We start from the raw sequence: 21,792 nt of genomic DNA, 5'->3' as shown, positions 1-21,792 counted from the left end.
TCTGTCGAAATAAGCGACCGATTGTAAACGCTGCAATTTCCGATTATACTAGCTCCGCGGGTAATTCAACGAACAACGAAACGATTGCGGAGGATGATACTGACATGTTCTATTTACTGCCGCTTATGCTGGAAAGAGTCGGCATCTTGATTATCGTCGCCTTTCTGCTGTCAAGAATGCCGTCATTCCGCCAGACGCTTCATCATGAGGATCGACTTCCTGCCAAGCTGCTGCTGATCGTCATTTTTGGCGTATTCGGCATGATCAGTAACTATACCGGAGTAGAAATTCAAGGAGGCGTCATCGGCTCCGAAATATGGCAGGCAGGCGTGCAAGTCGACAGCGCGCTGGCTAATACGCGGATTATGGGCGTCGCCATCGGCGGATTGCTTGGCGGACCGCTCGTTGGACTAGGTGCCGGGCTGATAGCCGGCGTGCATCGGCTAACACTTGGTGGTTATACCGCTGCTGCCTGCTCCATATCCACCATTCTTGCGGGCGTGGTGACCGGCTGGATCGGGAGGCGATTCCGCAGATCCGATGCCCGCGCGCCATGGCGTGCGGTTGCCATCGGGATCTTGATGGAATGCGTACAGATGGGGATCATTCTGCTGATAGCCCGCCCCTTTGACGCTGCGGCGCAGTTGGTTTCGGTCATCGGCCTGCCGATGATCGTCATGAACGGGTTCGGCACCCTCATGTTTATGCTGATCATTCAGTCCATCCTGCAAGAGGAGGAGCGTACGCGCGCCCTACAGACGAACCAGGTTCTTCATATTGCCGACCGGACGCTGCCCTTTTTCCGCCAGGGTTTGAACCCGGCATCGTGCCGGGAAGCGGCGAGCGTCATCCTGGAAGCCACCGATGCAGATGCGATCTCGATTACGGATCGGGAGCGGGTGCTTACCCATGTGGGTGCAGGCTCAGACCATCATGTAGCGCTCCACAGCCTGGCGACCCAGCTTACCCGGTCCGTACTGGAACAGGGACGGATGTCCGTCGCAACGTCCAAGGAAGACATTCAATGCTTCCACGAGGGCTGCAGCCTGCAGGCTGCGATCGTGCTTCCGCTGCAGGTGCGGAGCGGCACCGTCGGGACGCTGAAGCTCTACTATACGAACTCAGATCGGCTGGATCGGGTGCAGCGGGAAATGGCGGAAGGCCTTGGACGCTTGTTCTCCACACAGCTTGAGCTGGCCGAGGCCGAAATGCAGAGCAGACTGCTGAAGGACGCTGAAGTAAAAGCGCTTCAGGCGCAGGTGCATCCCCATTTCCTGTTCAATGCGATCAATACGATTTCAGCACTATGCCGGACCGACCCGGACAAGGCACGGGAGCTGCTCATTCAGCTCGGAATCTTTTTCCGCAGCAACCTTCAGGGTGCACGGCAGATCCTTATTCCGCTCAGCCAGGAGCTGAGGCATGTGGAAGCCTACTTGACGCTGGAAAAGGCACGCTTTCCCGACAAGTTCGAGATGAAATTCGATATCGAACCGGAGCTGGCCGATTTGGATATTCCGCCGTTCACGCTGCAGCCCCTGGTCGAAAACGCCGTGCGTCATGCCTTCCAGGGACTCGGTTCACAGCATAAAGGGAACGTATGTATTGCCGCGAGTCAGCAAGGCGATGAGGTCATTATTGTCACGGCGGACAACGGCAAAGGGATCCCGCCGAAGCTGCTGGACCGGCTTGGTGAACAAACGGTACATTCCGAAGACGGGACTGGCACGGCGCTTCATAACATCCGTAAGCGGATCGGGGAAATCTACGGCTGCGAGGGTTCGATCCGAATCGATAGCGATCCCCGTACCCCAGGAACTCGAGTCGTGATCACGCTGCCTTTGCATCTTGCACATAGGAGGGAAATGCATGCTTAGAGGATACATTGTCGACGATGAGCCGCTCGCCCGGGACGAATTGGCTTATTTGCTTGGCCGCACCAGACAGGTTCATATCATTGGAGAGGCCGATTCGCTGGGAACGGCACTGCAGTCGATTACGGAGCTGGCCCCGGACGTCGTGTTTCTCGACATCCAGCTGGCGGAGGATAACGGCCTGGAACTGGCCAAGCAGCTCTCCGGACTGGAACAAGTCCCGGATATCGTTTTTGCCACGGCTTACGATGAATATGCGCTGCAGGCATTCGAGGTGAATGCGCTGGACTATATTCTTAAGCCGTTTGAGGAAGATCGGGTACGGAAAACCGTCGACAAAGTCGTGAAGCTGCACTCAGCCCGCGAGAAAAAGGCAGCCCCTTCTCCCCCGCTTGGGCCCGATCGTACAGGCAAACTGGCAGTCACCGCGGAAGAGAGGATCCTGCTCATCGATATCGATAACATCGTTTATTTGGGATCCGAGGACGGTAAGAGCGAGCTGGTTACGACTGCCGACCGGTATAAGCTGAATGAGCCGCTGGTCAATCTGGAGCGCCGGCTGGCCGGAACTTCCGTCGTCCGGGTGCACCGGTCATACCTGGCGAATTTGAACGCAGTCACCGAAATTCAGCCGTGGTTCAACTCCGCATGTATCCTCGTCATGAAAGACGGTTCCAAGGTTCCAGTCAGCCGGTCCTTCACCAAGGAACTTAAGCAGCTGCTCGGATTGTAATCGAGGATCAACTACAGTTCTGAGTTCAAGCCTTATCGGCGGCAGATGCCTGTTCAGTCACATTCATGACGTATCTGGCGGGATGGTTCATCCGAAACATCGGCCTGCCATTCGCCGCATTCTTTTTGCCGTTCATCCTCTCATTCCGGCTTTTCAGCGTGAAAACACCATAAATAGATTTTCATCAGGTACAGTACGGATAAAATCCATTCACCCTTATCACGCGAGGTGTGCTTAAAGGAGGAACTCCAAAAATGAATGCGGTTACAATTGTTATTGCATCCATCTGCATTCTTATGATCGCCTACCGCCTGTATGGGACGTTCATGGCCGCCAAAGTGCTGAAGCTCAGCAACAGCATGCCTACGCCCGCCCACGAACTCGCAGACGGTAAGGACTACGTGCCGACGAACAAATGGGTCACCTTCGGCCATCACTTCGCCGCGATCGCGGCCGCGGGACCGCTGGTCGGACCGATTCTGGCCGCACAGTTCGGCTATCTGCCCGGTCTGCTGTGGCTCCTGATCGGAGCCGTGATCGGCGGCGCGGTTCATGATGCGGTTGTCCTGTATGCATCCATGCGCAAACAGGGCAAGTCGCTGTCCGAAGTCGCGAAGGAGGAGCTCGGACCAATTGCCGGCTTCTGCACCGGCTTGGCGATGCTGTTCATCATCATTATTACGATGGCGGGCTTGTCCATGGTCGTGCTGCATGCGCTCGAGAACAACCCATGGGGTACCTTTGCCGTCGGCATTACGATTCCGATCGCCATGGGCGTCGGCCTGTATTACAAAAAAACCGGCAAGCTAAAGACTGCGACCACCGCAGGCTTTATTCTGCTGATGATCGGCGTATTTGCCGGTCCTTATATTCAGGAAACGGCCATCGCCCAGTGGCTGACTCTGGATGCCAAGACGCTGGCCGTGATTTTGCCGATTTACGCCTTTTTTGCGGCGGCGCTTCCGGTCTGGCTGTTGCTGGCCCCGCGGGACTATCTGAGCAGTTTCATGAAAATCGGCGTTTTCGTCGCCCTTATTGCCGGCGTGTTCATCATTAATCCGGTGATCCGGTTTCCGGCTTTTACCGAGTTCACCGGCGGCGGGGGTCCGGTCATCGCGGGTCCCGTCTGGCCATTCATCTCGATTACGATTGCTTGCGGCGCCATTTCCGGTTTTCATGCGTTTGTCGGCTCCGGAACGACGCCGAAAATGATCAACCAATGGACCGATATTAAAGTCATTGGCTTCGGAGCGATGCTCGTTGAATGCGTGGTTGGCATCATGGCGCTGATCGCCGCCACTGCGCTGCACCCCGCCGACTACTTCGCCATCAATTCCGCGCCGGCCGTGTTCCAAACGCTTGGCATGCATGTGGAAAACCTGCCGCAGCTCAGTAAAGAAATCGGCATGGATCTGGAAGGCCGTACCGGAGGCGCGGTGACGCTCGCCGTCGGCATGTCGTATATTTTCACGAAAATTCCGTGGTTCAGCCATCTGGCACCGTTCTTTTTCCAGTTCGTCATCATGTTTGAGGCGGTGTTCATTCTGACGGCTATCGATTCCGGGACCCGCGTCTCCCGTTATCTGATCCAGGACTTCTTCGGCGAGCTCTATAAACCGCTGAAGCGGACCGATTGGCTGCCCGGCAATATATTTGCGAGTGCACTCGCCTGCTTCATGTGGGGATATTTGCTATTCTCCGGCGATATCAGCTCAGTGTGGGCCTTGTTCGGTGTCTCCAATCAGCTTATGGCCTCCATCGGCTTGATTATCGGAGCAACCGTTATTTTAAAAATCGCGGATAAGCCGATCTATGCACTGACTTGTATCGTTCCGCTGGCGTATCTTTATGTCACGGTTAACTACGCAGGCTATTGGATGGTTCGCCACGTGTATTTGAATCCGGAAGCTTCGGGATACAACGTCCTCAATGGCGTGCTTTCGATCATCATGCTTATCCTGGGCGTCATTATTTTAATTACGGCCATCAAGAAATGGATGGAGCTGTTAAGCTCACCGTCGTTACACCAGGGAAGTTTGATTCCTTGATTCGCCTGTTTATACTCAGCCGTGGATCATTCGGTTATTCGCACTCGTTTCCAATGGATGAATATTTTTAATACAATATTTATCACTGGCATAGCGACAAGCCGCAAGGCCTCCATACAGCACTTTGCGGCTTTTCCCGAAACAGATTCCACGACAGTCAAGCCAATAATTAGCATTTGCTTCCAATATCAAGGGATGATAATATGTATAGCGGTCATTCGGTGGCCGTGCATGAATCATGATATTACAGGAAGAAGGAAGTAATTAACTACATGAACAACTCGATCCGTTTATTTAAAGTGTCCGGCATTGTGCATAAGGATCAGCTTGTCGTTTGCGTCAAGGAATGGAAGCTCCTGAAGGAAACCGGACGTTATTACGAAATCAAATCGGAAGATGCCTGCGTCAAAAGGATCTATAAAGAAAAGCTCGGCGTCATTCAGGACGATACCAAAGCTTATTCGAATGGGCTGATCTCAAACCATACCTTCTGCGCGCTGGAGGACATTGAAGCCATGAGGACACTCATTATCAAAGAACTGGACTCCAAAATATCATTCTACCTGCAAGACCTGTTGCTTAACAGAAAAGCACTGGAACATCCTCACGAAAACTCGATTTCGCTTAACATTAAAGGTATGGATCGTTAACTTATAAATAACTTTAACTTTGTGCAAGGGCGTCCATCATTCAGGAGGATGCCCTTGCTGCTTGTATCAAGATAATTATCGGTACCTGCGTTCCGTTTCCTGTATCGGATAGTCGTTAGCGCTCATATCCCGTCTTCGCATCAGTCCTTCTTCATCAAACTCCCAATGCTCATTCCCATGGGTTCTCATCCACTGCCCCGTTTCTGCATCCCGCCATTCATACTCGAAACGCACTGAAATGCGGTTGTCCGTGTAACACCAGAGTTCCTTCATCAGCTTGTAATCCAGTTCTTTCTCCCACTTCCGTTTTAAAAAAGCCCGAATTGCCTCTCTTCCCTTAAAGAACTCGGTGCGATTCCTCCATTCCGAATCGGGAGAGTAAGCCTCCGCTACCAGATCCGGATTTTTTGTATTCCAAGCATTCTCGGCAGCTTTTACCTTGGCTAATGCCGACTCGTGGTTAAAAGGGGGTTTAATAACAATAGACATGGACCTCACCTCATCATAAGAACTAACCACAAAAATGTAGTTGTTATGGTTAGTATATTATGTACTTTTCATTAACCTGTCAATCTATTATTATTAGGTTAGTTTATTATATCGCCGGTTGGAGGAAAAACTTCATGACATTAAAAAACTCGGGCTCATTTCCGCTGCTTTCCGGCCATCCTTCACTGGATTTGGTCAATACTGAGCTAGTTCGCAGAGGTATCCGACATGATCTGCTGGTCCGCCCGGAGGACCTAACCGCTTGGCTTGAAGCGTTGAATATGCAGGAAAGCTTCCCCTCACGCAAGCTTGGCGCATGGAAGATAACGGAAAAAGCGCTGAATAAAGTTAGAGATTTTCGGGGAGCCATCAGAGACATGTACGAGCGGCTGGCTGACGGCCAAGAAGTCACCCGCCCATGGATCCAACTCATGGAAGCAAGTATTGCCAAGGCCCCTTTGTCCTATCAATTCATTGCCGGCAGACTGGTCCCTGTTCCCGTGGGGTCCGATGAAGATGCGGTTCTGTCCCTTGTCGCCCTGGACGCGCTGCGGCTGCTGGAAACTGGAGAATTAACGTATCTTCACCGGTGTTCCAATCCCGAATGCGTCCTGATCTATATTGACCATTCTGGACGACGGAAATGGTGCTCTATGAAGATTTGCGGAAACCGAATCAAAGTGGCGCGAAATCAGGCGAAAAAAGACCACAATCAAGAAACGTGAGCAAGAAACAGCACTTTTCTCATGACGAAGCTTCTTCCTAGGCACACTCTAAAAGGTTCAAGATACATAATATATATTATGTTAACCAAAAATCCGCGCAGGTTCTAAGGCACCCTATAGGGATCTCTAGAATCCGGAAGTTTGGATTAAATGTTAAAGATGTTATCTTCATTAGGTTTGCAGAAGCTTTTCATAATAACCCAATTTGGTCTGTGCTTCGGCGATCGTCTGGTCCAGTGCCTGCCGCTGCTCCTCCAATCGGTTCAATTGGGCCGACAAAATGGACATCCGACTCTGAATTAAACTCACCTGCTCATCGTCCAACGTTTCCCGTGTTTTGAAGCACTGCCCATCAGCAATAAACTCCTTAATATCTTCCAGTGATAAACCGCTTTGCTTTAAGCATTTGATCGATAAAATTTGGTGAACATTTGCATCGCTATAGCTCCTGACACCACCTGTTCCACGCGAAGCCGGTTGGATCAGTCCCATTTTTTCATAATAACGCAGTGTGTCCAGGCTAAATCCAGTCATTGTGGAAGCTTCCCGAATGGTATACATAGAAATCACCGCCTTTCTTCCGTATTGTAAACGCTGGAGCTGACTCCAAGTCAAGGGCTGAGTGAGTCGTAATGAATTGAAAAGAAATAAATTGCAATGAACTGCTGTGAATGGCAGGAATCGGAAATGTTATTAATGATATTAAATATAAACGTAATAAATAAAATTATGGTTTACATAACATATATTATGTTGTCTATATGTTCTCAAACCACATTGATTCAGTTCTGCGACATCCTTACATACTCGATTCACACTAGTTCCCATAAAAAAATCCCATCCCCTGCTTATAGGAATGGGATGGGATCAAAACTACCGCTATGCATGCTGAATTCGGATCATCAACGTTTCCAATCGCTCCAAATCTTTTTGAAAAGGACTGAGCACGCTATAAACTCCTGAGCCGGATACTGTTTTCCACAAATGCTTCGTGAAATTGGCAAGTGTTCCGGACGGCCCTAGATCAACGCAGATATGCTCTGTGGGGCTCAGCCGCTGGATCGCTTCCAAAAACCGGATCGGATGCCGAACGGCATCCCAGACATAGTCTGAAGATAAAGACGTGATACCCATCCCATATAGACCGGAAATCAGCTTCACCTGCGGCCGGTTAAACTTGATTCCTTTCAGGTAAGGTTTATACGCCGCTTCCGCCGCGTCGATTGACGCGGAGTGAAACCCGTAACGCACCGGCAGCACCTGATGGGCAGTCCGGGTTTGCGTTAAGTACGCTTCCGCCTGCCGGATGCCTTCGGCCGTGCCGGATACGACGAAGTGGGAATGAAAATTCACGGCGGCCAGCTCGGTGTGCTTATGCAGCTCAGCGGTTTGCTCGAACATCGCGGGATCGCTTACGATGGCGATCATGCCGCCCGGCTCGCAAGTCTGCTGGACCACGTCGGCTTGAGCGGCAACAAGCTCCAAAGCCGTTTCCCAATCGATTACGCCGGCAACGGCACAGGATGCAAACTCGCCTAAGCTCGTCCCCAGCACGATATCCGGATATACCCCGTTTTCTATCATCACTTGCGCCAATGCATATTCCACCATAAAGATGGCCGGATGGCTGTAGGATAAATGATCCAGAGGTTCGCCCGCTTTACGGCCGCTGCCGTACAGTTCCAGGGCGACAGACCTGCCCGCCGATTGATACAGCCGCCGGTCCATCCGGTCCATCCATGACCGGAATCCGGAATGCCGTTCGTAGAGTTCGATTCCCATCTGGTAATATTGGGAGCCTTGACCGGGAAACAAGAAAACGACGGGTTTTGCCATGATGGTGAAGTAACCTCCAGATTATTGAAAATGGTACGCTTTGCTTTGGTTCGGCCTCATACGGAAGTCGACAAAGTGCTTGCGGGACTCCAGCTGCACGTAAATGTTCCGGTCATACAAGCGGGCAAAACTTGCACCGGGTGCTTCACCGAAGGAATGGCCGGGAAAAACGCGCATGTCGGGAGTAACACAGGCTTTGATTTTTTGAATGCTGTCAAACATCTGGTCTGCCGAACTCCCTCTAAATTGACATCCCCCGCACCCTTCAATGAAAAGCGTATCCCCAGTGAACACGCATTCCCGCAGAAAGTAACACATGCTTCCCGAGGTGTGCCCTGGCGTCCATATGCACGTCACCGTAGTTTCTCCAAAGCGCAGTATTTCTCTATCATACACCTTTATCAAATTTTTGCATCTGAAGGCGTAGTCTTCTGCCTCTACCGCGGACATGTAAACGGCACAATCGTATATTTCCGTTAAATCGGATGCTAAATGAACATGGTCTTCATGGGAATGCGTCAGCAGGATTCCTTGCACTTCCACTTGCAGCTCCTTCAGTTTTCCTGTAATCGCTTGGATGTCCCAAGCCGGATCAACCAGCATGGCTTGGTGATTGCGGGAATCCACCACGATATACGTGTAATTGATAAAAGGCAGGGAAACGGTTCGCAGCGGATAAACGTCGTAGCTCAGTTGAGCTCCCCTCCTCTCCTGTTCTTCAACGGAAGCTTGGGTCCCGGCCGCATGGCGGAGCATACAGCCTCACGACCGTGGTCCGCGCTTAGCCGCCTATAGCGTTTGCCGTTCTTCTTTTAAAATCGTTCAGAAATGCCTCTGAAGCGCCTTCCTTCGAGTATAACCGGGCGCAGAACTCGTAGATCTTCTCATAAGACTGAGGTTCCGAGAGCAGCACCATATGATTGGACGGATCGATGTCTATCATGTGAATATTGGGGAACTGCCGCCCCCATTCTTCCCAATAAGCCGCTTGGTCCAATGGTGTTGTGTCTTCGTGAATGGAAAAGTACGGTTCGAGTTCTCCGAAAATCAAGCCTCGTTTATTACGGAAATAATAGCAGGTGATCTCTGCTGCATTACTGAGCGGCTTCACCGAGAAACGGTCAAATTGGTATGCGTGCTGCATTTTGATATTTGCATCAATCATCCCGCGGATCTGCTGCTCTGTTTTGGTTAGCCCTCGCCCGTAACCTAGCTGTATAAGCTGCCGCAAGAGCCCTTCTTCGTCCGCGGCAAGCTCCAGCTCGTCCCTGTGGATGAGGGTTTCAGCAAAAGTGTCCGGACGCTGAAACTGGTTTGAAGCCAAGGCGAGATTGACCGCCTGCAGCACCGCTGTCGGCCTGGAAATCTCCCCTTGCTGAAAAGCTTCACCATACGGGGAATCGAGCATGACAACGGTATTTACCTTGTGCTCCAGCTCCTGAAGCTGTCTCGCAACTTCGTAGGCCAACACGCCGCCTAGGGAGTAGCCGCCAAGATCGTACGGTCCCTCGGGTTGAACGGAGAGAATCATATGCACATAATAGGCTGCCATAGCGGCCACCCCCTGAAGCGGCGCCCGTTCAGACATCCATCCTCTTGCCTGAATGCCGTAGAATGGTCGATCGCTCTGGCGTGATAGATCCTGGTACATCTCTACGCCGCCAAGGCCGCCGTGAAACCAGAAAACCGGCCGCATCGTCTGTAAACCTGCGTTCAGCAAAATCAGCTCCGGAAACGCTGGCCATGTCCTGACTTCGCCTGTAACCCGCCGTTCGCCATGAATGGGAGCGTCCCGCTGCGTTTGGACAACGGATGGCGGGACAATCTGAATCAAATCCCTAAGAGTATGGCATTCCTGAAGGCTCGACAAGTCGATTCCCGGATCGACGTGCTGCTGCAGCCGCTGCAGCAGCTGCATGTACAGAATCGAATCGAGCCCGTATTGATCCAGCGGAAGGTCGGGATTCATTTCTTCGGGATCCATCCCAAGCAGTGCGCTTACGATTCCAGTGACCCGTTTGCCTACCTGTATGGCGGCAGCGGCTGCCTCGGTCTCCTCCCAAGCCAAGTTGTTCATCTTGGCTGTGCTTTCCGCTTCCCGGCTGCTCATCGGGATATCGCGCCAGCACCTTCTGGTTTCAAATGGATAAGTCGGCAGCGGGATTCGGCGCTGTTTGCTTCCTTGATACAGCTGCTCCCATGGCACCCTGACACCCTGTACCCAACACGCGGCAAGCTTCTGAATATTTTCTCCTGCTATCCATGCGGCAACATCCAGCTCAGAAACATCCTTTGGCGGGCTTTCCGCACTGCCGGCAGCAATAGAAACCGCACTGGATACTGCTAACCCGGTCATTTTGCCATCCTGCAAAAATGCACTTATTCCGGCAAGCAGTTCCTCACGGGTGCCGGCGATCAGGGCGAGGCGTGAATGCATGGCTTCTCTGCCCAGCTGAAGCGTATACGCCATATCCGCGAGCGGCAGACGCTCCATGCACTCGATATATTCAAGCATCTGACGGGCATAGGCTTTCAAGCGGTCCCCGTTTCGCGCAGACAAAACAAATAGGTGCTTCCTGTTTGCAGGATGTTCCGGCGCCGCCTCCGTGTGTGGAGAGGTGTACTCCTCCAAGAGGATATGCCCGTTCACCCCTCCGATCCCGAAGCTGTTCAACGCGGCCCTTCGTGGAAGCTCCCGCCCTTCCGCATCCGTTAATGCGGGCCAAGTCAGGTGCTCCGAGGTCAGACGAAGCGGGCTGCCATTCAAGGAAATTTGGCCGCTCGGCTCCGTAAAACCGTGTATTCCAGGTATCACCTTATGTCGGAAAGCGCAGAGCACTTTGATGAGAGAGGCCATTCCTGAAGCGACCTCGCAGTGTCCGATTAACGGCTTAAGCGAACCGACATAGCACGGATCATCCCACGGTTTGGAGGAGATTTCTTCCGCCATCTCGAGATAACCTGTTTTGAGGGAATGGATTTCGACTCCGTCTGCCATGGGAGACGCAATCCCATGTGCTTCGATGTACGAAACCGTCCTCGGATCGATACCGGACTGACGGAAAGCTTGCTTCATAGCCGTCTTCATCCCTTGGGCATTGGGCGATGTCAGCGACATGCCTTTGCCGCCATGGGATATGCCCGTCCCTCGAATAACGGCGTAAATTTCGTGCCGGTCCGCTATAGCACGGGACAGAGGTTTCAGCATGACGGCACCAACCCCTTCGCTGCGGACGAATCCGTTCGCATCCGGCTGAAATGATGATGCCCGTCCCTCCGGGCTTAAATATCCCATCGATTCAAACCCGACAAACGGATCGGGTGAAATCAACAGATTCACGGCGCCTACAATCGCCTGATCGCATTCCCCGCCCTGAATGGAGCGAACGGCACGATGGAGGGCCACCAGCGTGGACGAACATGCCGTTTCATAATATTCGCTTGGTCCGTGCAGATTCAGCGCATAGGAAATCCGGTTCGGAATCAGGGAAGGAACGACGCCGGTCATGGCTTGCGGATTCCCTTGTTCGATGCCCGTCATGCTCATATAGTCCCCTGGACCGGCGGCGACAAAGACGCCCGTACTATGATCGGATAGCCGCTGCACTGCGATTCCCGCGTCTTCCACAGCCTTCCAGGCTTCCATCAGCAGCAGCCTTTGCTGCGGATCCATCAGTTCCGCTTCCCTTGGCGAAATACCGAAGAACAAGGGATCAAAATTTTTGACCCCATCGATAAAGCCTCCCCATTTCACGCTGGTTGCCGTTCCTTCCACCGCGGATTCGCCGGCATAATCCCGCCAGTCCCATCGATCCGTGGGAATTTCGGTGATGGTGTTCTTGCCGTCTAATATATTCGTCCAAAATTCATGGATGTTCTTTGCGCCAGGGAAGACACCGCTGACACCGACAATCGCAACCGGCTCCGGCTCGGAAAGCATCTTCACAACTGGGGGTTCCGGTGGCTCGGTTAAATTGCCTTGTCCTGAATCTGTTACGGATTTTCCGCTCAACGGGGCACGGGATCGCCTGGGATATCCGCCCCTTGGCTTAACAGGGATCGTGCGCCCTGCCGCATTCGGCAGGGCATCCTCTGAATCCTTTTCGTCAGCAAAACGGACGTTTGCAGATCCATGAGCCGCAGCTTGGCTGGTTTCCGGAGCGGCGCGATCCGAAAATGCATCGGCATGTCGGTCCATCAAGTATTCCGCAAAACCGCCCAGCGTCGTGTACTCAAAGAACAGCGTGGGCGTAAGCTCCAACTGGTACTTTTCATTCAGCAAATTGGCCAATTGGGTCAGGGAAATGGAGTCGAATCCGTAATCGCTGAACTCGGAATCGGCGTCGATATCTTCCTCTTTGACTTTGAGGAGATGGGAAACACATTCCCGCAGCACGGCGTATGTCTGTTCCAACGTATCCGCGCCTGTTTCCCTGGATGGTATATCGGCATCCTGTACTTGTACTGCTGAAGGCGACGGATTCGATGGCAGCATTCTGGCACGGATTTTCGAACCGAGCCCGGCCATGGCTACAACCTGATCCGCTCCCGCAGCCATTCCTTGATACAGGGCCCGGATTCCATCCCCGGTTTCCATCGGCCAGGTGCCCAACGTTTGGCGCATGATTTTTACGACATCCTCGTCCACGGACATGCCGCCTTCCTTCCACAGCGGCCAATTGACCGACAGCATGCGTCCATGCCGCTGTCCCGCTTGGGCCAAATGGTTTCTGTAGACGGCATAGGCATCCATAAAAGCGTTGGCTGCCGAGTAATCGGCTTGCCCTGGATTGCCCGTGGCTCCGGCCACGGAGGAGAACGCAATCAGAACGTCCAGCGGCTGGTCGCGGCTGGCTTCGTCCAAGTTAACAAGGCCTGCGACTTTCGCCGACAGCACGCCCTGCAGTTCGTCGACTTCTTTGTTGACGATCAAATTATCCCGGATGATGCCCGCCGCATGAATGATCCCGTTAATCGTTCCATACCGTTCCGCTGCCCACCGGAGCAGGTCCGCCGTTTGCTCACGGTCCGCCATGTCCGCCTGCTTGTATATCACTTGGGCTCCGGCGTCGCTTAAATCGCGCATGGCTTGATCCACGGCAGTGGATTGCGGCGAACGGCCGGTGAGGATCAAAGTTGGCGATTGAACCTGACTAGCGATTTCCCGGGCAAAGATCAATCCCAAGGCGCCTGTGCCGCCGGTGATCAAGTATACGCCCTGATCTTTCCATGGTAGCGCTAGCATATCTGATTTGCCCACAAGCTCGCTCCATTCCGCTGTCCAGCGTTTGCCGTCCGCATAGCGGATACGGGAATCGGCCGGACACATCGCGCACTCGTCCAATCGATTGATAAAACCGGAATCGATGCGATCAAGCTCAATCACCTGGCCCACCAGCTTGGAGCTCTCCGACTGTGCGGCTTTCAATAAACCGCCAAGTCCTGCGAGATACCGATGCTCCTCGCGGCCCGACATCACCACCTGGATGAGAACCCGATCCTTCGGTTTCTGACGTAAAACGCTCCGGATCTCGGTGAACACGGTTTCCGCGTATGAAGCATAACGCTCCGCCATGTTTCCGGTCGCGCTGTTCATTGCGACACACCGGGTAGGAACTGCCGACTCTGTGGAGTTTATTCCGATGGCGGGGGCTTCTTCCAAATCGCACAGAAACACTAAGCGGCTGGCATAAGACGGCATCCCTCCATACAAAGGCGCCGGACTCTCCGAATAAACGGGCTCAAACAACAGCACGCCAGCATCGTCCTCCGGTTCTTTAACAGCCGGGGTCGCCTCCAACACCCTGGTGGAAAATCCTTCCATGCGCACCATGACCGTCCCGTTCTCATCGCATACATCAATATCCACCCGTTGAACCGGGCTGTTAGGCTTGTGGTCTTCGCTATATCGGATCACCGCCCACACCGCTGCGGGGCAGCGACCATAGACTTCCAGTTCTTGCAGGGCGAACGGAAGACCGGGTTTTGTCTCTCCTTCGGCCTTCCGGTCCGGCCCCAACACAAAGCCGAGGGTCGCCTGAAGCGCGGAATCGAGCAGGCTTGGATGAAGCAAGAAATCCGCTTTTGTTTCCGCCAGTACCTCAGGAAGCGCGATTTCTGCAACGACCTGCCCGTCTCCCGTCCATAAACCCCGAATTCCTTGATGTGCCGGACCGTACTGGATCCCCATGCTGCCGTACAGCGCATAAAGCTCTTCGGCCGGGATCGGATCGGGACGGCAGCGGGAACGGGCTTTCTGTAAGTCGATCGCCGGGCGCTCGCCACAGATGCCGATGGTCGCGGAACCCTGGCTGTGCAGGATCATTTCCGCTTGCTCATCCGCATGATGTTGGACGGTATAAACTTCATAGGCAATCTCGCCGTGATCATCCTGCAGCAGATCCACATGGACTTCCACAGGCGTTTCCTCTATCGCGATCGGCCGGGCCCATACCACGTTTTTCAACCGGATATCGGGATGCCCGTGCTGAACGCCGGCTTCCGGTATCGCTTGTGTCACGGCCTCGATCGCCATCTCCAAATAAGCGACGCCCGGAAGGACCGGTTTTCCCTTCACCACATGATCCGCCAGGAAAAATTCCGTCCCGTCGAACGTGGAACTGAATCGGACGCCCGATATGTCCGAAGTGTTGCGGTGCAAGAGCGGATGAAGAACAGCTGACCGGGGACCGCTAGATGCCGTCTGTTCAACTCGAGGCACGGATGAGTTATCCATCTCGGGAACCCAATATGGTTCACCTGCAAAAGGATACGTTGGCAGGCTGATGCGGAATGGCTTACGTTCCCCGTAAAGGAGGCCCCAATCCACATTCAGTCCTTTGACCCACAGTCCCAATAACTGATCGTATTTTTCCCGTTCCATCCATTTCAGCACAGTCTCCTGAAAGTCGGCGTCTGCCTCAATGACGGACACGATCTCTTTATTCCGTTTAGCCTGTCCCCGAATGTAGTCTTTGCCGAGCCCTCTTCCTTCCATAAAAGCATCGAGCTTCTTCTCAAGCTCCTCAAGGCTTTGTGCGCTTATGCCCAACCTTTCCTCCATCGCCTCGCGCCCGACTTGAAGGGTGTAAGCAAGGTCCGGCAGCTGTTCATCGGTCCACTGCCCGCGGCGTATCGAGGACAGCAGCCGCTCCGCTTGGGCCTTGACCCGGTCCTCGTTTTTGGCGGACAACAGAATCAAGGTTCGGTTACCGGTTCCATTAACGTTACGGTTATCCTGCGGATCGGCGTTGTATTCTTCCACGATGACGTGCGCATTTGCGCCACCCGCTCCAAACGAAGAAATGCCGGATCTGCGCGGGTATTCCCTGCCGTCAATGACCGGTCGCTCCCATGGAGCGGTTGCCGTCTGGACGGTAAAAGGCGTCCGACCAAAATCGATGTTGGGATTCAGTCCGGCGTGCATCACATTGCGAACAAGCGTCCGGTGCTTCATCTGAAGCAGCACTTTGGTTAATTGCGCAATCCCGGCGGCCGCTTCGGCATGCCCGATGTTCGATTTTACCGACGAGATGGAACAGTAACCTTTTGCATCGGTATACCTTGTGAAAACGTCGGTCAGTCCCTTCACTTCGATCGGGTCGCCGAGCGCCGTCCCCGTGCCGTGGGCTTCGATGCAGCTGACGGTTCGCGGATGAATTCCGCTCTGCCCCAGCGCTTTGTCGATTGCCTGAGACTGGGAAACCGGGCTGGGAACGGTATATCCGTTGGTTTTGCCCGCGTGACTGACGGCGGTTCCTTTGATCACCCCATAGATTTGGTCATGATCCCGGATTGCTTCATCCAGCGGTTTCAGCAGGACGGCGCCGACCGCTTCGGACGGAACATAGCCGGTACCCCCTTCGGCAAATGCCCGGCAGCGTCCATCCGACGCATTGAATTGTCCCTGGCAGAGCGTCACGTATTTGCTCGGATGAAGCGACAAATTCACGCCGCCGGCAATGGCCATCCGCGATTGGCCGTTTCGGATACTATCGCAGGCCAGATGCACGGCATACAGGGATGAGGAGCAGGCGGTATCCACCGTGAGACTCGGTCCGGTAAAGTTCATCACGTAGGAGACTCTATTGGCGATCGAAAACATTTGGCTCGTTGCGAGATACTCCTCCTGATTGGCTTTGTTCGCGGCATCAGCCATATAGAGCTGGTAATTGTTAAACGTGGCCCCCACGAATACGCCGATCTGGTTCCCGTAACCGTCCTGTCTCAGCGAATCGCGGGTATAGCCGGCATCTTCCACGCACGCCCAGGCCGTCTCCAGAAACAGCCTTTCCTGCGGATCCATGTACATGGCATCCCGGGGCGAGATGTTGAAAAACAGCGGGTCAAAATATTCGATCCGATCCAGGAAACCTCCCCATTTGCTGTAGCTCAGCCCATTCGCCACCGCCTTGGTCCGGTCCGGCTCGTAGAAAGCTTTTAACGGCCAGCGGTTTGCAGGAATTTCTTCGATGCAGTCTTTTCCTTCATAAAGATTCGTCCAAAACTGATCCAGCGTATCCGCCTGGGGATATCGACCCGCCAAACCGATGATGGCAATATCGATGGCTTCCTTCTGTGCGTCCGTTGGTCTTGGGTTTAGCCCCGGTACGGCGCCGGCATCTGGACGTGCCTCGAACTTAATTGCTGAATCTTGGCTTTCCCGGTGAGATGGCGCCGCGGTTGGTTCCTCCACTGGGAAGGTAGGCTTGGCCAATATCCGGTCTTCCGGAGCAGGGATAGGGATCGACATGGACTGGGAAACACCGGGAAGAAGGCACTCCACCGCCTTCTTGTGATGAACCGCCAAATAGCCGGCGAGCTGCTGGATATTGTTATATTGGTAGAACAAGGTGGACTCCAGCGTCCCGATCCACTGTTCGACCTTGGCGTTCAGTCCGGTGATCATCAAGGAATCGAGACCGATTTCCTCAAAGGAGGCTTCATCCTCCAACCGATCGTATGGAATGCCGGTGACCTCGGCCACGATCGTTCTTAAATGGTTGACTGCCGCTGCCGCCAGCGCCGTTTCTTCATGATGGTCGACTTCGTTGGAAAGAAGTTGACCTTCCAGTTCTGTTTCGAGCCTAACGTCATTCGGGGAGAATTCATCCTTCGGCAGAGTAGGCTCTCTATCTTCCTGTATGGAAAGCTTATCGATCCTTCCACGGCCAGTCGTCACGTCTGTGGACTTGTCGTCGCTTTGGTCTTGTGCCGCCTTCACCCAATAATATTCACGGGCAAAAGGGTAGGTTGGCAGATGGACGATGCCCGGCGATTCCTCGCCAAACATTCGATCTCCATCCAAGGTATAGCCTTGACAGTACAAATCCGCAAGAGCGAGCAGCGTGTCCCGGTATGTTTGCGCATCTCCCCATTGCCCTTGGCTTTGCCGCATCAGCTCATCGACATACTGGTTCAATGCCCGTTGAGCGGTGAATTGGCGGGATACCCTGCCCTCTACGTAATGAGGGGAGTTCACGCCCTGAAGGGACTGCTGCAGCACGTTTTGGGCATCCGACAAGTCTCGGATCACGACAGCCGACCGGTATTGAAAATGCTGCCGCCCTTGAAGCAGGGTGTAGCTGATCTCCCTAAGCTCTTCATCGGACCGATCCCCCGCAGCCAGGTACTCGGTCAAGTCCGCCGCTCGGGTCTTCAGTGCTTCTTTGGTCTTGGCCGACAGCAGAAGCAGGTAATACGGCGGATTTTCGGCTGCCGCCCGGTTTGCCGCCTCCGGATAGCTTTCCACCACCATATGCGCATTGGTCCCGCTCATGCCGAAGGCACTGACGGCACCTAACCGGGTACCCTCGTTCGAGGCTTCCCATGTCCGTCTGGCCCCATTAACGTAAAACGGACTGCCGTCCCAACGGATGTACTCATTTTCACGCTCGAAATTCAGGCTTGCTGGAATGACGCCATGACGCATAGCCATAACTAGATTGACCAGGCTGACGAGGCCTGAGGCCGCAAACGTATGTCCGAAATTGGTTTTGGCTGACGTTACCGCACAATACCGCCGTTTGCCCGTAAAGGTCCGGAACGCCTCATTTAATGCGTTGATTTCGACCGGGTCCCCGAGCTTGGTTCCGGTGCCGTGCGTGACGATATACTCAATCCGTTCCGGGTCAATTTGATACTGCCGGTAGACGTCACGAATCAAGCGCGCTTGAGCCGTTTCGCTCGGTGCCGTGATGCCGTTGGTCTTTCCGTCATAATTGACGCCGCTTCCGCGGATCACCGCATAGATCGGGTCCCGATCGGCCACTGCTTTCGACAAGCGTTTCAGTACGATCACCGCCACCGCTTCACCCGGAACGGTACCGTTGGCCCGCTGATCAAAGGCGTAGCATGTTCCGTCCTCCGACAGGATGCCCGCATGGCTGATGCCATCGTAGGCATCGGGTGTGAGCATCAAGTTGACGCCTGCGGCAACGGCGGTATCGCATTCCCCGTTTCGTAGGCTCATGCAGGCTTGATGCACAGCCACCAGCCCGGAAGAGCATGCGGTGTTAATCGCCATATTCGGCCCCGACAGGTTGAGTACGTAGGATAATCTTGCTGCCAGGATCGCATTGTGATTGGAAGTGATGCTGCCCTGTTCTTTAGTCAACAAATGATAGTCGCCTTCCTCGACGCCGACGAACATGCCGATCGTGCTTGACTTGAGCCGTTCTTCCCCATATCCGGCATCCTCCAGCGCCCGCCAGGCTTCCTGCAGCATCAGACGCTGGCGCGGATCGATCCATTCCGCCTCCTTGGGGGAAATTTCAAAGAACAAGGGGTCGAATTCGCCGGCTCCGGGAATCGTTCCGGACCACCGGCAGAAGACCTTGTCTCCGGCTGCTTCGGCCTCGCGGGTATGCTGCTGCCAGTCAAAGCGGTCCAGAGGCATCTCCGAAACGGCCGATTTTCCTTCCGACAAAATGGTCCACATGTCATCGATCGTTCTGGCTCCAGGGAATCGCCCGCTCATTCCTATGATTGCAATCGGCTCTGCCCGATTACTTGCGGCTTCCGACACCGAATGTAGGGTTTCCGACACACTTGGTCGGGAAACCTCGGCTTGCACGGCTTCCGGAGCTTGTATCGGGCTTGGGCGTTCAGCCAAGCGACTGCTCGAATTCGCCGCAGACTCCCGTATTCCGGAGACAAGCAGAGTCAGTTCCTCGTTCTCTTTGGCTGCCTCTGCCGCTCTATCCACCCTTTCTGCATAGAAGGACACCATGGGTTTTTCATATTCATCCATGAAATAGCCTGTCAGTTTAGCGATCGTCGACTGCCCGAAAAATATCGACGGCGAAATGTCGAGACCGTAATACTCGCTGAGCCGAGTGGCGAATTGGGCCAGATGGATGGAATCAAAGCCGAAGTCGGCCCAGTTTTCATCGGAATCGAGATGATGGACAGGAATGTGAAGCAGTTCAACGATCCTCTCCTTGATATCCCACTCCAGACACTGCTCGATGCTCCACCCCTTCATTTCTTTTTTGCGTCCTTTTCCTGCCGGGGAGTCCGGAGGTAACTGAATGGTTGCATTGGAAGCCGGTTGCGTTTCCTGTATCTGATCTCCCTCAGACCCGGAAATGCCCAGAAAACGGCGGACCCGGCTTGGACGGCCCGGAAGAAGCAGCACCTGCGTTGGTTTCGACGCGAGAATGCGGTCAAAAGCATCCAATCCTTCTCCCGTCTCGAGCAAACGCAGCCCGCTGGTTCGCAAATACATATCTGTGCTGTCCGGATCGTAAAAGCCCATGCCACCCTCTTTCCATAACGGCCAATTGATGATTCGCGTTTTCCCGATTACCGAATCGGACCGATGCTGCGCATAGGCCATTTCAAAGCGGTTGCCCACCGCATAGTCGCAGGCACCGAAATCGCCCAGCACGGCGGATGAAGAACCAAAATAAGTAACGAATTCGGGTGGATCGGACTCCAGGAGCTCATCCAGAATCAGGGTGCCGGAAATTTTGGGCGCCAGCACTTGCAAAAACGCTTCCGCGTCTTTCTGCAGAATGTTTCTGCTGTCCGAGATGCCTGCCGCATGAAGAACCCCATCTATTTTTCCAAAACGGCGCCGCGCCTCATCTAAACCGTTCCGCATAGCCTCGATATCGCAAAGATCCGCTTGCAAATAATAAACACTGCAGCCAAGCGCCTCCAATGCGTCAATCTCCGGCCGCTTGGCCGGTTCAAGTGGGGATCTGCCGGTCAAAATCAGGTTCACGGCGTGCCTAGCTCCCGCATGCTTCGCGAACTGTAATCCCAGCCCACCGCAGCCGCCGGTAATCAAGTACGTGCCACCCTCCCGGATCCAGCTGCTGACGCTCGGTCCATCGACGCTTAGCTCTTGATGCGCCAAAGGGCGGACCCGGCAAACGCGGCGGTCGCCCTCCTCGTACAGGACGCTTTGCCCGAGTCCGGCTCCAAGCTCATCCCAGATGTGTGGGGACCAAGCCTGTGGTCTTTCTTCACGGCCGGAATCCGCAGCGAATATTGCGGTAGTTACCTGTATGCCCTGCATGACCTGCCCAAGCGAGCGCTCGAATCCAATCCATGATTCCAAGTGGCAGCGTTCCAGCGGATTGGAATAGCGCCCCGCAAGAAGCAGCTGTTTCGGTTTCAAGCGGGCTGAGGCCATGGCTTGAATGATATGAACAATCGATGCATAATCGCAGGACAACGCCGGATTCTCCATTGCCCACATGTACAGAACGGAGTCCACTTCGGGGAATCGCTCTTTCACATTGGCGAGCGCATCCGCATACGCTTTCGGATCGGTAACAGTTAAGGTATGTTCGTCCACTGACAGCCCGGTATCCGGGGTGTGGCGGGAAATAAACATGACGCGGGTCTCTGGGCTCCGTTCACGGACCATCGCTAATAGCTGCTGTTTATGCTCATCTTCGTTCAGGAAACAGAGCAGCGTACGCGGCTTCCAAGATAATGAACCGTCATGTGGAAGATCCTCCCGGGCCCAAACCTCCTCGAACGACATCAGCACCTCGCTTTCCTCAGGAAGCGGGGACGAACGATATCCCGACTCGGCAATCTCATGCGCTCTTCCAATCGTTTCCGTTTGGAGGGGTACGCTTTGCGGCTGAACGCTTAGCCAACCTTGCTCTTGGGTTGTTGGCATCGATATCGGATGGGCAGCCCAATATTGTTCCCTCTGGAATGGATAGGACGGCAGTTCGATTCGGCGCGGAGAGCAGCCGGTATAAAGGTTCGTTCCATCAACGGAATATCCCTGGCAGTAGAGATCCGCCAAGGCCAAAAGGACATCCTTATATTTATCCGTTGGTTCTTCCTGTTCCGCAGCTCTGCGGGTTAAGTCGGATACGTATTGACTGATCATGCTTTGTCCGGCAAAATCAACAGGTACTTTTCCCGTAAAACGGTTCGCCTGTCTGTCTCTACCGCCGGATCCTGCCA

At 54.0% G+C, this 21,792-nt stretch carries 10 protein-coding genes (1 of these 10 running past the window's edge); 5 read left to right on the top strand and 5 right to left on the bottom strand.

Annotated elements, in window-relative coordinates; all coding sequences use genetic code 11:
• Nucleotides 1-104 precede the first annotated feature (104 nt).
• The 4 genes from CJP46_RS07660 (at nucleotide 105) to CJP46_RS07645 (ending at nucleotide 5,305) form a co-directional block, all read left to right on the top strand.
• On the top strand, nucleotides 105-1,877 hold the full coding sequence (locus CJP46_RS07660; protein ID WP_094594940.1) for a sensor histidine kinase: 1,773 nt from the start codon (nucleotides 105-107) through the stop codon (nucleotides 1,875-1,877).
• On the top strand, nucleotides 1,870-2,607 hold the full coding sequence (locus CJP46_RS07655) for a LytR/AlgR family response regulator transcription factor (protein ID WP_094594939.1): 738 nt from the start codon (nucleotides 1,870-1,872) through the stop codon (nucleotides 2,605-2,607). The genes CJP46_RS07660 and CJP46_RS07655 overlap by 8 nt, the downstream gene beginning before the upstream one ends.
• Nucleotides 2,608-2,861: 254 nt before the next feature.
• Nucleotides 2,862-4,655: a carbon starvation protein CstA gene (cstA, locus tag CJP46_RS07650; RefSeq protein WP_094594938.1), complete on the top strand. Its 1,794-nt coding sequence runs from the start codon at nucleotides 2,862-2,864 to the stop codon at nucleotides 4,653-4,655.
• Nucleotides 4,656-4,927: 272 nt separating this feature from the next.
• Nucleotides 4,928-5,305, top strand: a complete 378-nt coding sequence (locus CJP46_RS07645; protein WP_094594937.1) for a hypothetical protein — start codon at nucleotides 4,928-4,930, stop codon at nucleotides 5,303-5,305.
• A gap of 75 nt (nucleotides 5,306-5,380) precedes the next feature.
• Here CJP46_RS07645 and CJP46_RS07640 read toward each other — a convergent pair whose 3' ends face one another.
• Entirely contained in the window at nucleotides 5,381-5,794 is a 414-nt protein-coding gene (locus CJP46_RS07640; protein WP_094594936.1) for a nuclear transport factor 2 family protein, read from the bottom strand.
• A 134-nt stretch (nucleotides 5,795-5,928) separates the two neighbouring features.
• Here CJP46_RS07640 and CJP46_RS07635 point away from each other — a divergent pair, with 134 nt between their 5' ends.
• On the top strand, nucleotides 5,929-6,519 hold the full coding sequence (locus CJP46_RS07635) for a CGNR zinc finger domain-containing protein (protein WP_094594935.1): 591 nt from the start codon (nucleotides 5,929-5,931) through the stop codon (nucleotides 6,517-6,519).
• 171 nt (nucleotides 6,520-6,690) lie between these two features.
• Here the strand turns inward: CJP46_RS07635 and CJP46_RS07630 are convergent, their stop codons facing one another.
• The 4 genes from CJP46_RS07630 to CJP46_RS07615 all read right to left on the bottom strand — a co-directional run.
• Nucleotides 6,691-7,080, bottom strand: a complete 390-nt coding sequence (locus CJP46_RS07630; RefSeq protein WP_094594934.1) for a MerR family transcriptional regulator — start codon at nucleotides 7,078-7,080, stop codon at nucleotides 6,691-6,693.
• A gap of 318 nt (nucleotides 7,081-7,398) precedes the next feature.
• Nucleotides 7,399-8,355, bottom strand: coding sequence for an acyltransferase domain-containing protein (locus tag CJP46_RS07625; protein ID WP_094594933.1), 957 nt, complete (start codon nucleotides 8,353-8,355; stop codon nucleotides 7,399-7,401).
• 21 nt (nucleotides 8,356-8,376) lie between these two features.
• Nucleotides 8,377-9,111, bottom strand: a complete 735-nt coding sequence (locus CJP46_RS07620) for an MBL fold metallo-hydrolase (RefSeq protein WP_094594932.1) — start codon at nucleotides 9,109-9,111, stop codon at nucleotides 8,377-8,379.
• 25 nt (nucleotides 9,112-9,136) lie between these two features.
• Nucleotides 9,137-21,792, bottom strand: partial view of an SDR family NAD(P)-dependent oxidoreductase gene (locus CJP46_RS07615; RefSeq protein WP_094594931.1) — the 3' portion only. The gene runs 5,659 nt beyond the window's last position; 12,656 of the gene's 18,315 nt are visible here — the last part of the coding sequence; the start codon falls outside the window, past its right edge — the gene reads right to left on this strand; it ends in the stop codon at nucleotides 9,137-9,139.

It is taken from the genome of Paenibacillus sp. XY044 (genome assembly GCF_002257645.1).
Classification (GTDB): domain Bacteria; phylum Bacillota; class Bacilli; order Paenibacillales; family Paenibacillaceae; genus Paenibacillus_AQ.
The sequence above is the reverse complement of the archived record's forward strand: the minus strand, read 5'-3'. Positions and strand labels throughout refer to the sequence as shown.

Excerpts from the sequence above, each read along its gene's own strand:
- CJP46_RS07660 (WP_094594940.1), top strand. The coding sequence starts at position 105 with ATGTTCTATTTACTGCCGCTTATGCTGGAAAGAGTCGGCATCTTGATT.
- CJP46_RS07655 (WP_094594939.1), top strand. The coding sequence starts at position 1,870 with ATGCTTAGAGGATACATTGTCGACGATGAGCCGCTCGCCCGGGACGAA.
- cstA (WP_094594938.1), top strand. The coding sequence starts at position 2,862 with ATGAATGCGGTTACAATTGTTATTGCATCCATCTGCATTCTTATGATC.
- CJP46_RS07645 (WP_094594937.1), top strand. The coding sequence starts at position 4,928 with ATGAACAACTCGATCCGTTTATTTAAAGTGTCCGGCATTGTGCATAAG.
- CJP46_RS07640 (WP_094594936.1), bottom strand. The coding sequence starts at position 5,794 with ATGTCTATTGTTATTAAACCCCCTTTTAACCACGAGTCGGCATTAGCC.
- CJP46_RS07635 (WP_094594935.1), top strand. The coding sequence starts at position 5,929 with ATGACATTAAAAAACTCGGGCTCATTTCCGCTGCTTTCCGGCCATCCT.
- CJP46_RS07630 (WP_094594934.1), bottom strand. The coding sequence starts at position 7,080 with ATGTATACCATTCGGGAAGCTTCCACAATGACTGGATTTAGCCTGGAC.
- CJP46_RS07625 (WP_094594933.1), bottom strand. The coding sequence starts at position 8,355 with ATGGCAAAACCCGTCGTTTTCTTGTTTCCCGGTCAAGGCTCCCAATAT.
- CJP46_RS07620 (WP_094594932.1), bottom strand. The coding sequence starts at position 9,111 with ATGCTCCGCCATGCGGCCGGGACCCAAGCTTCCGTTGAAGAACAGGAG.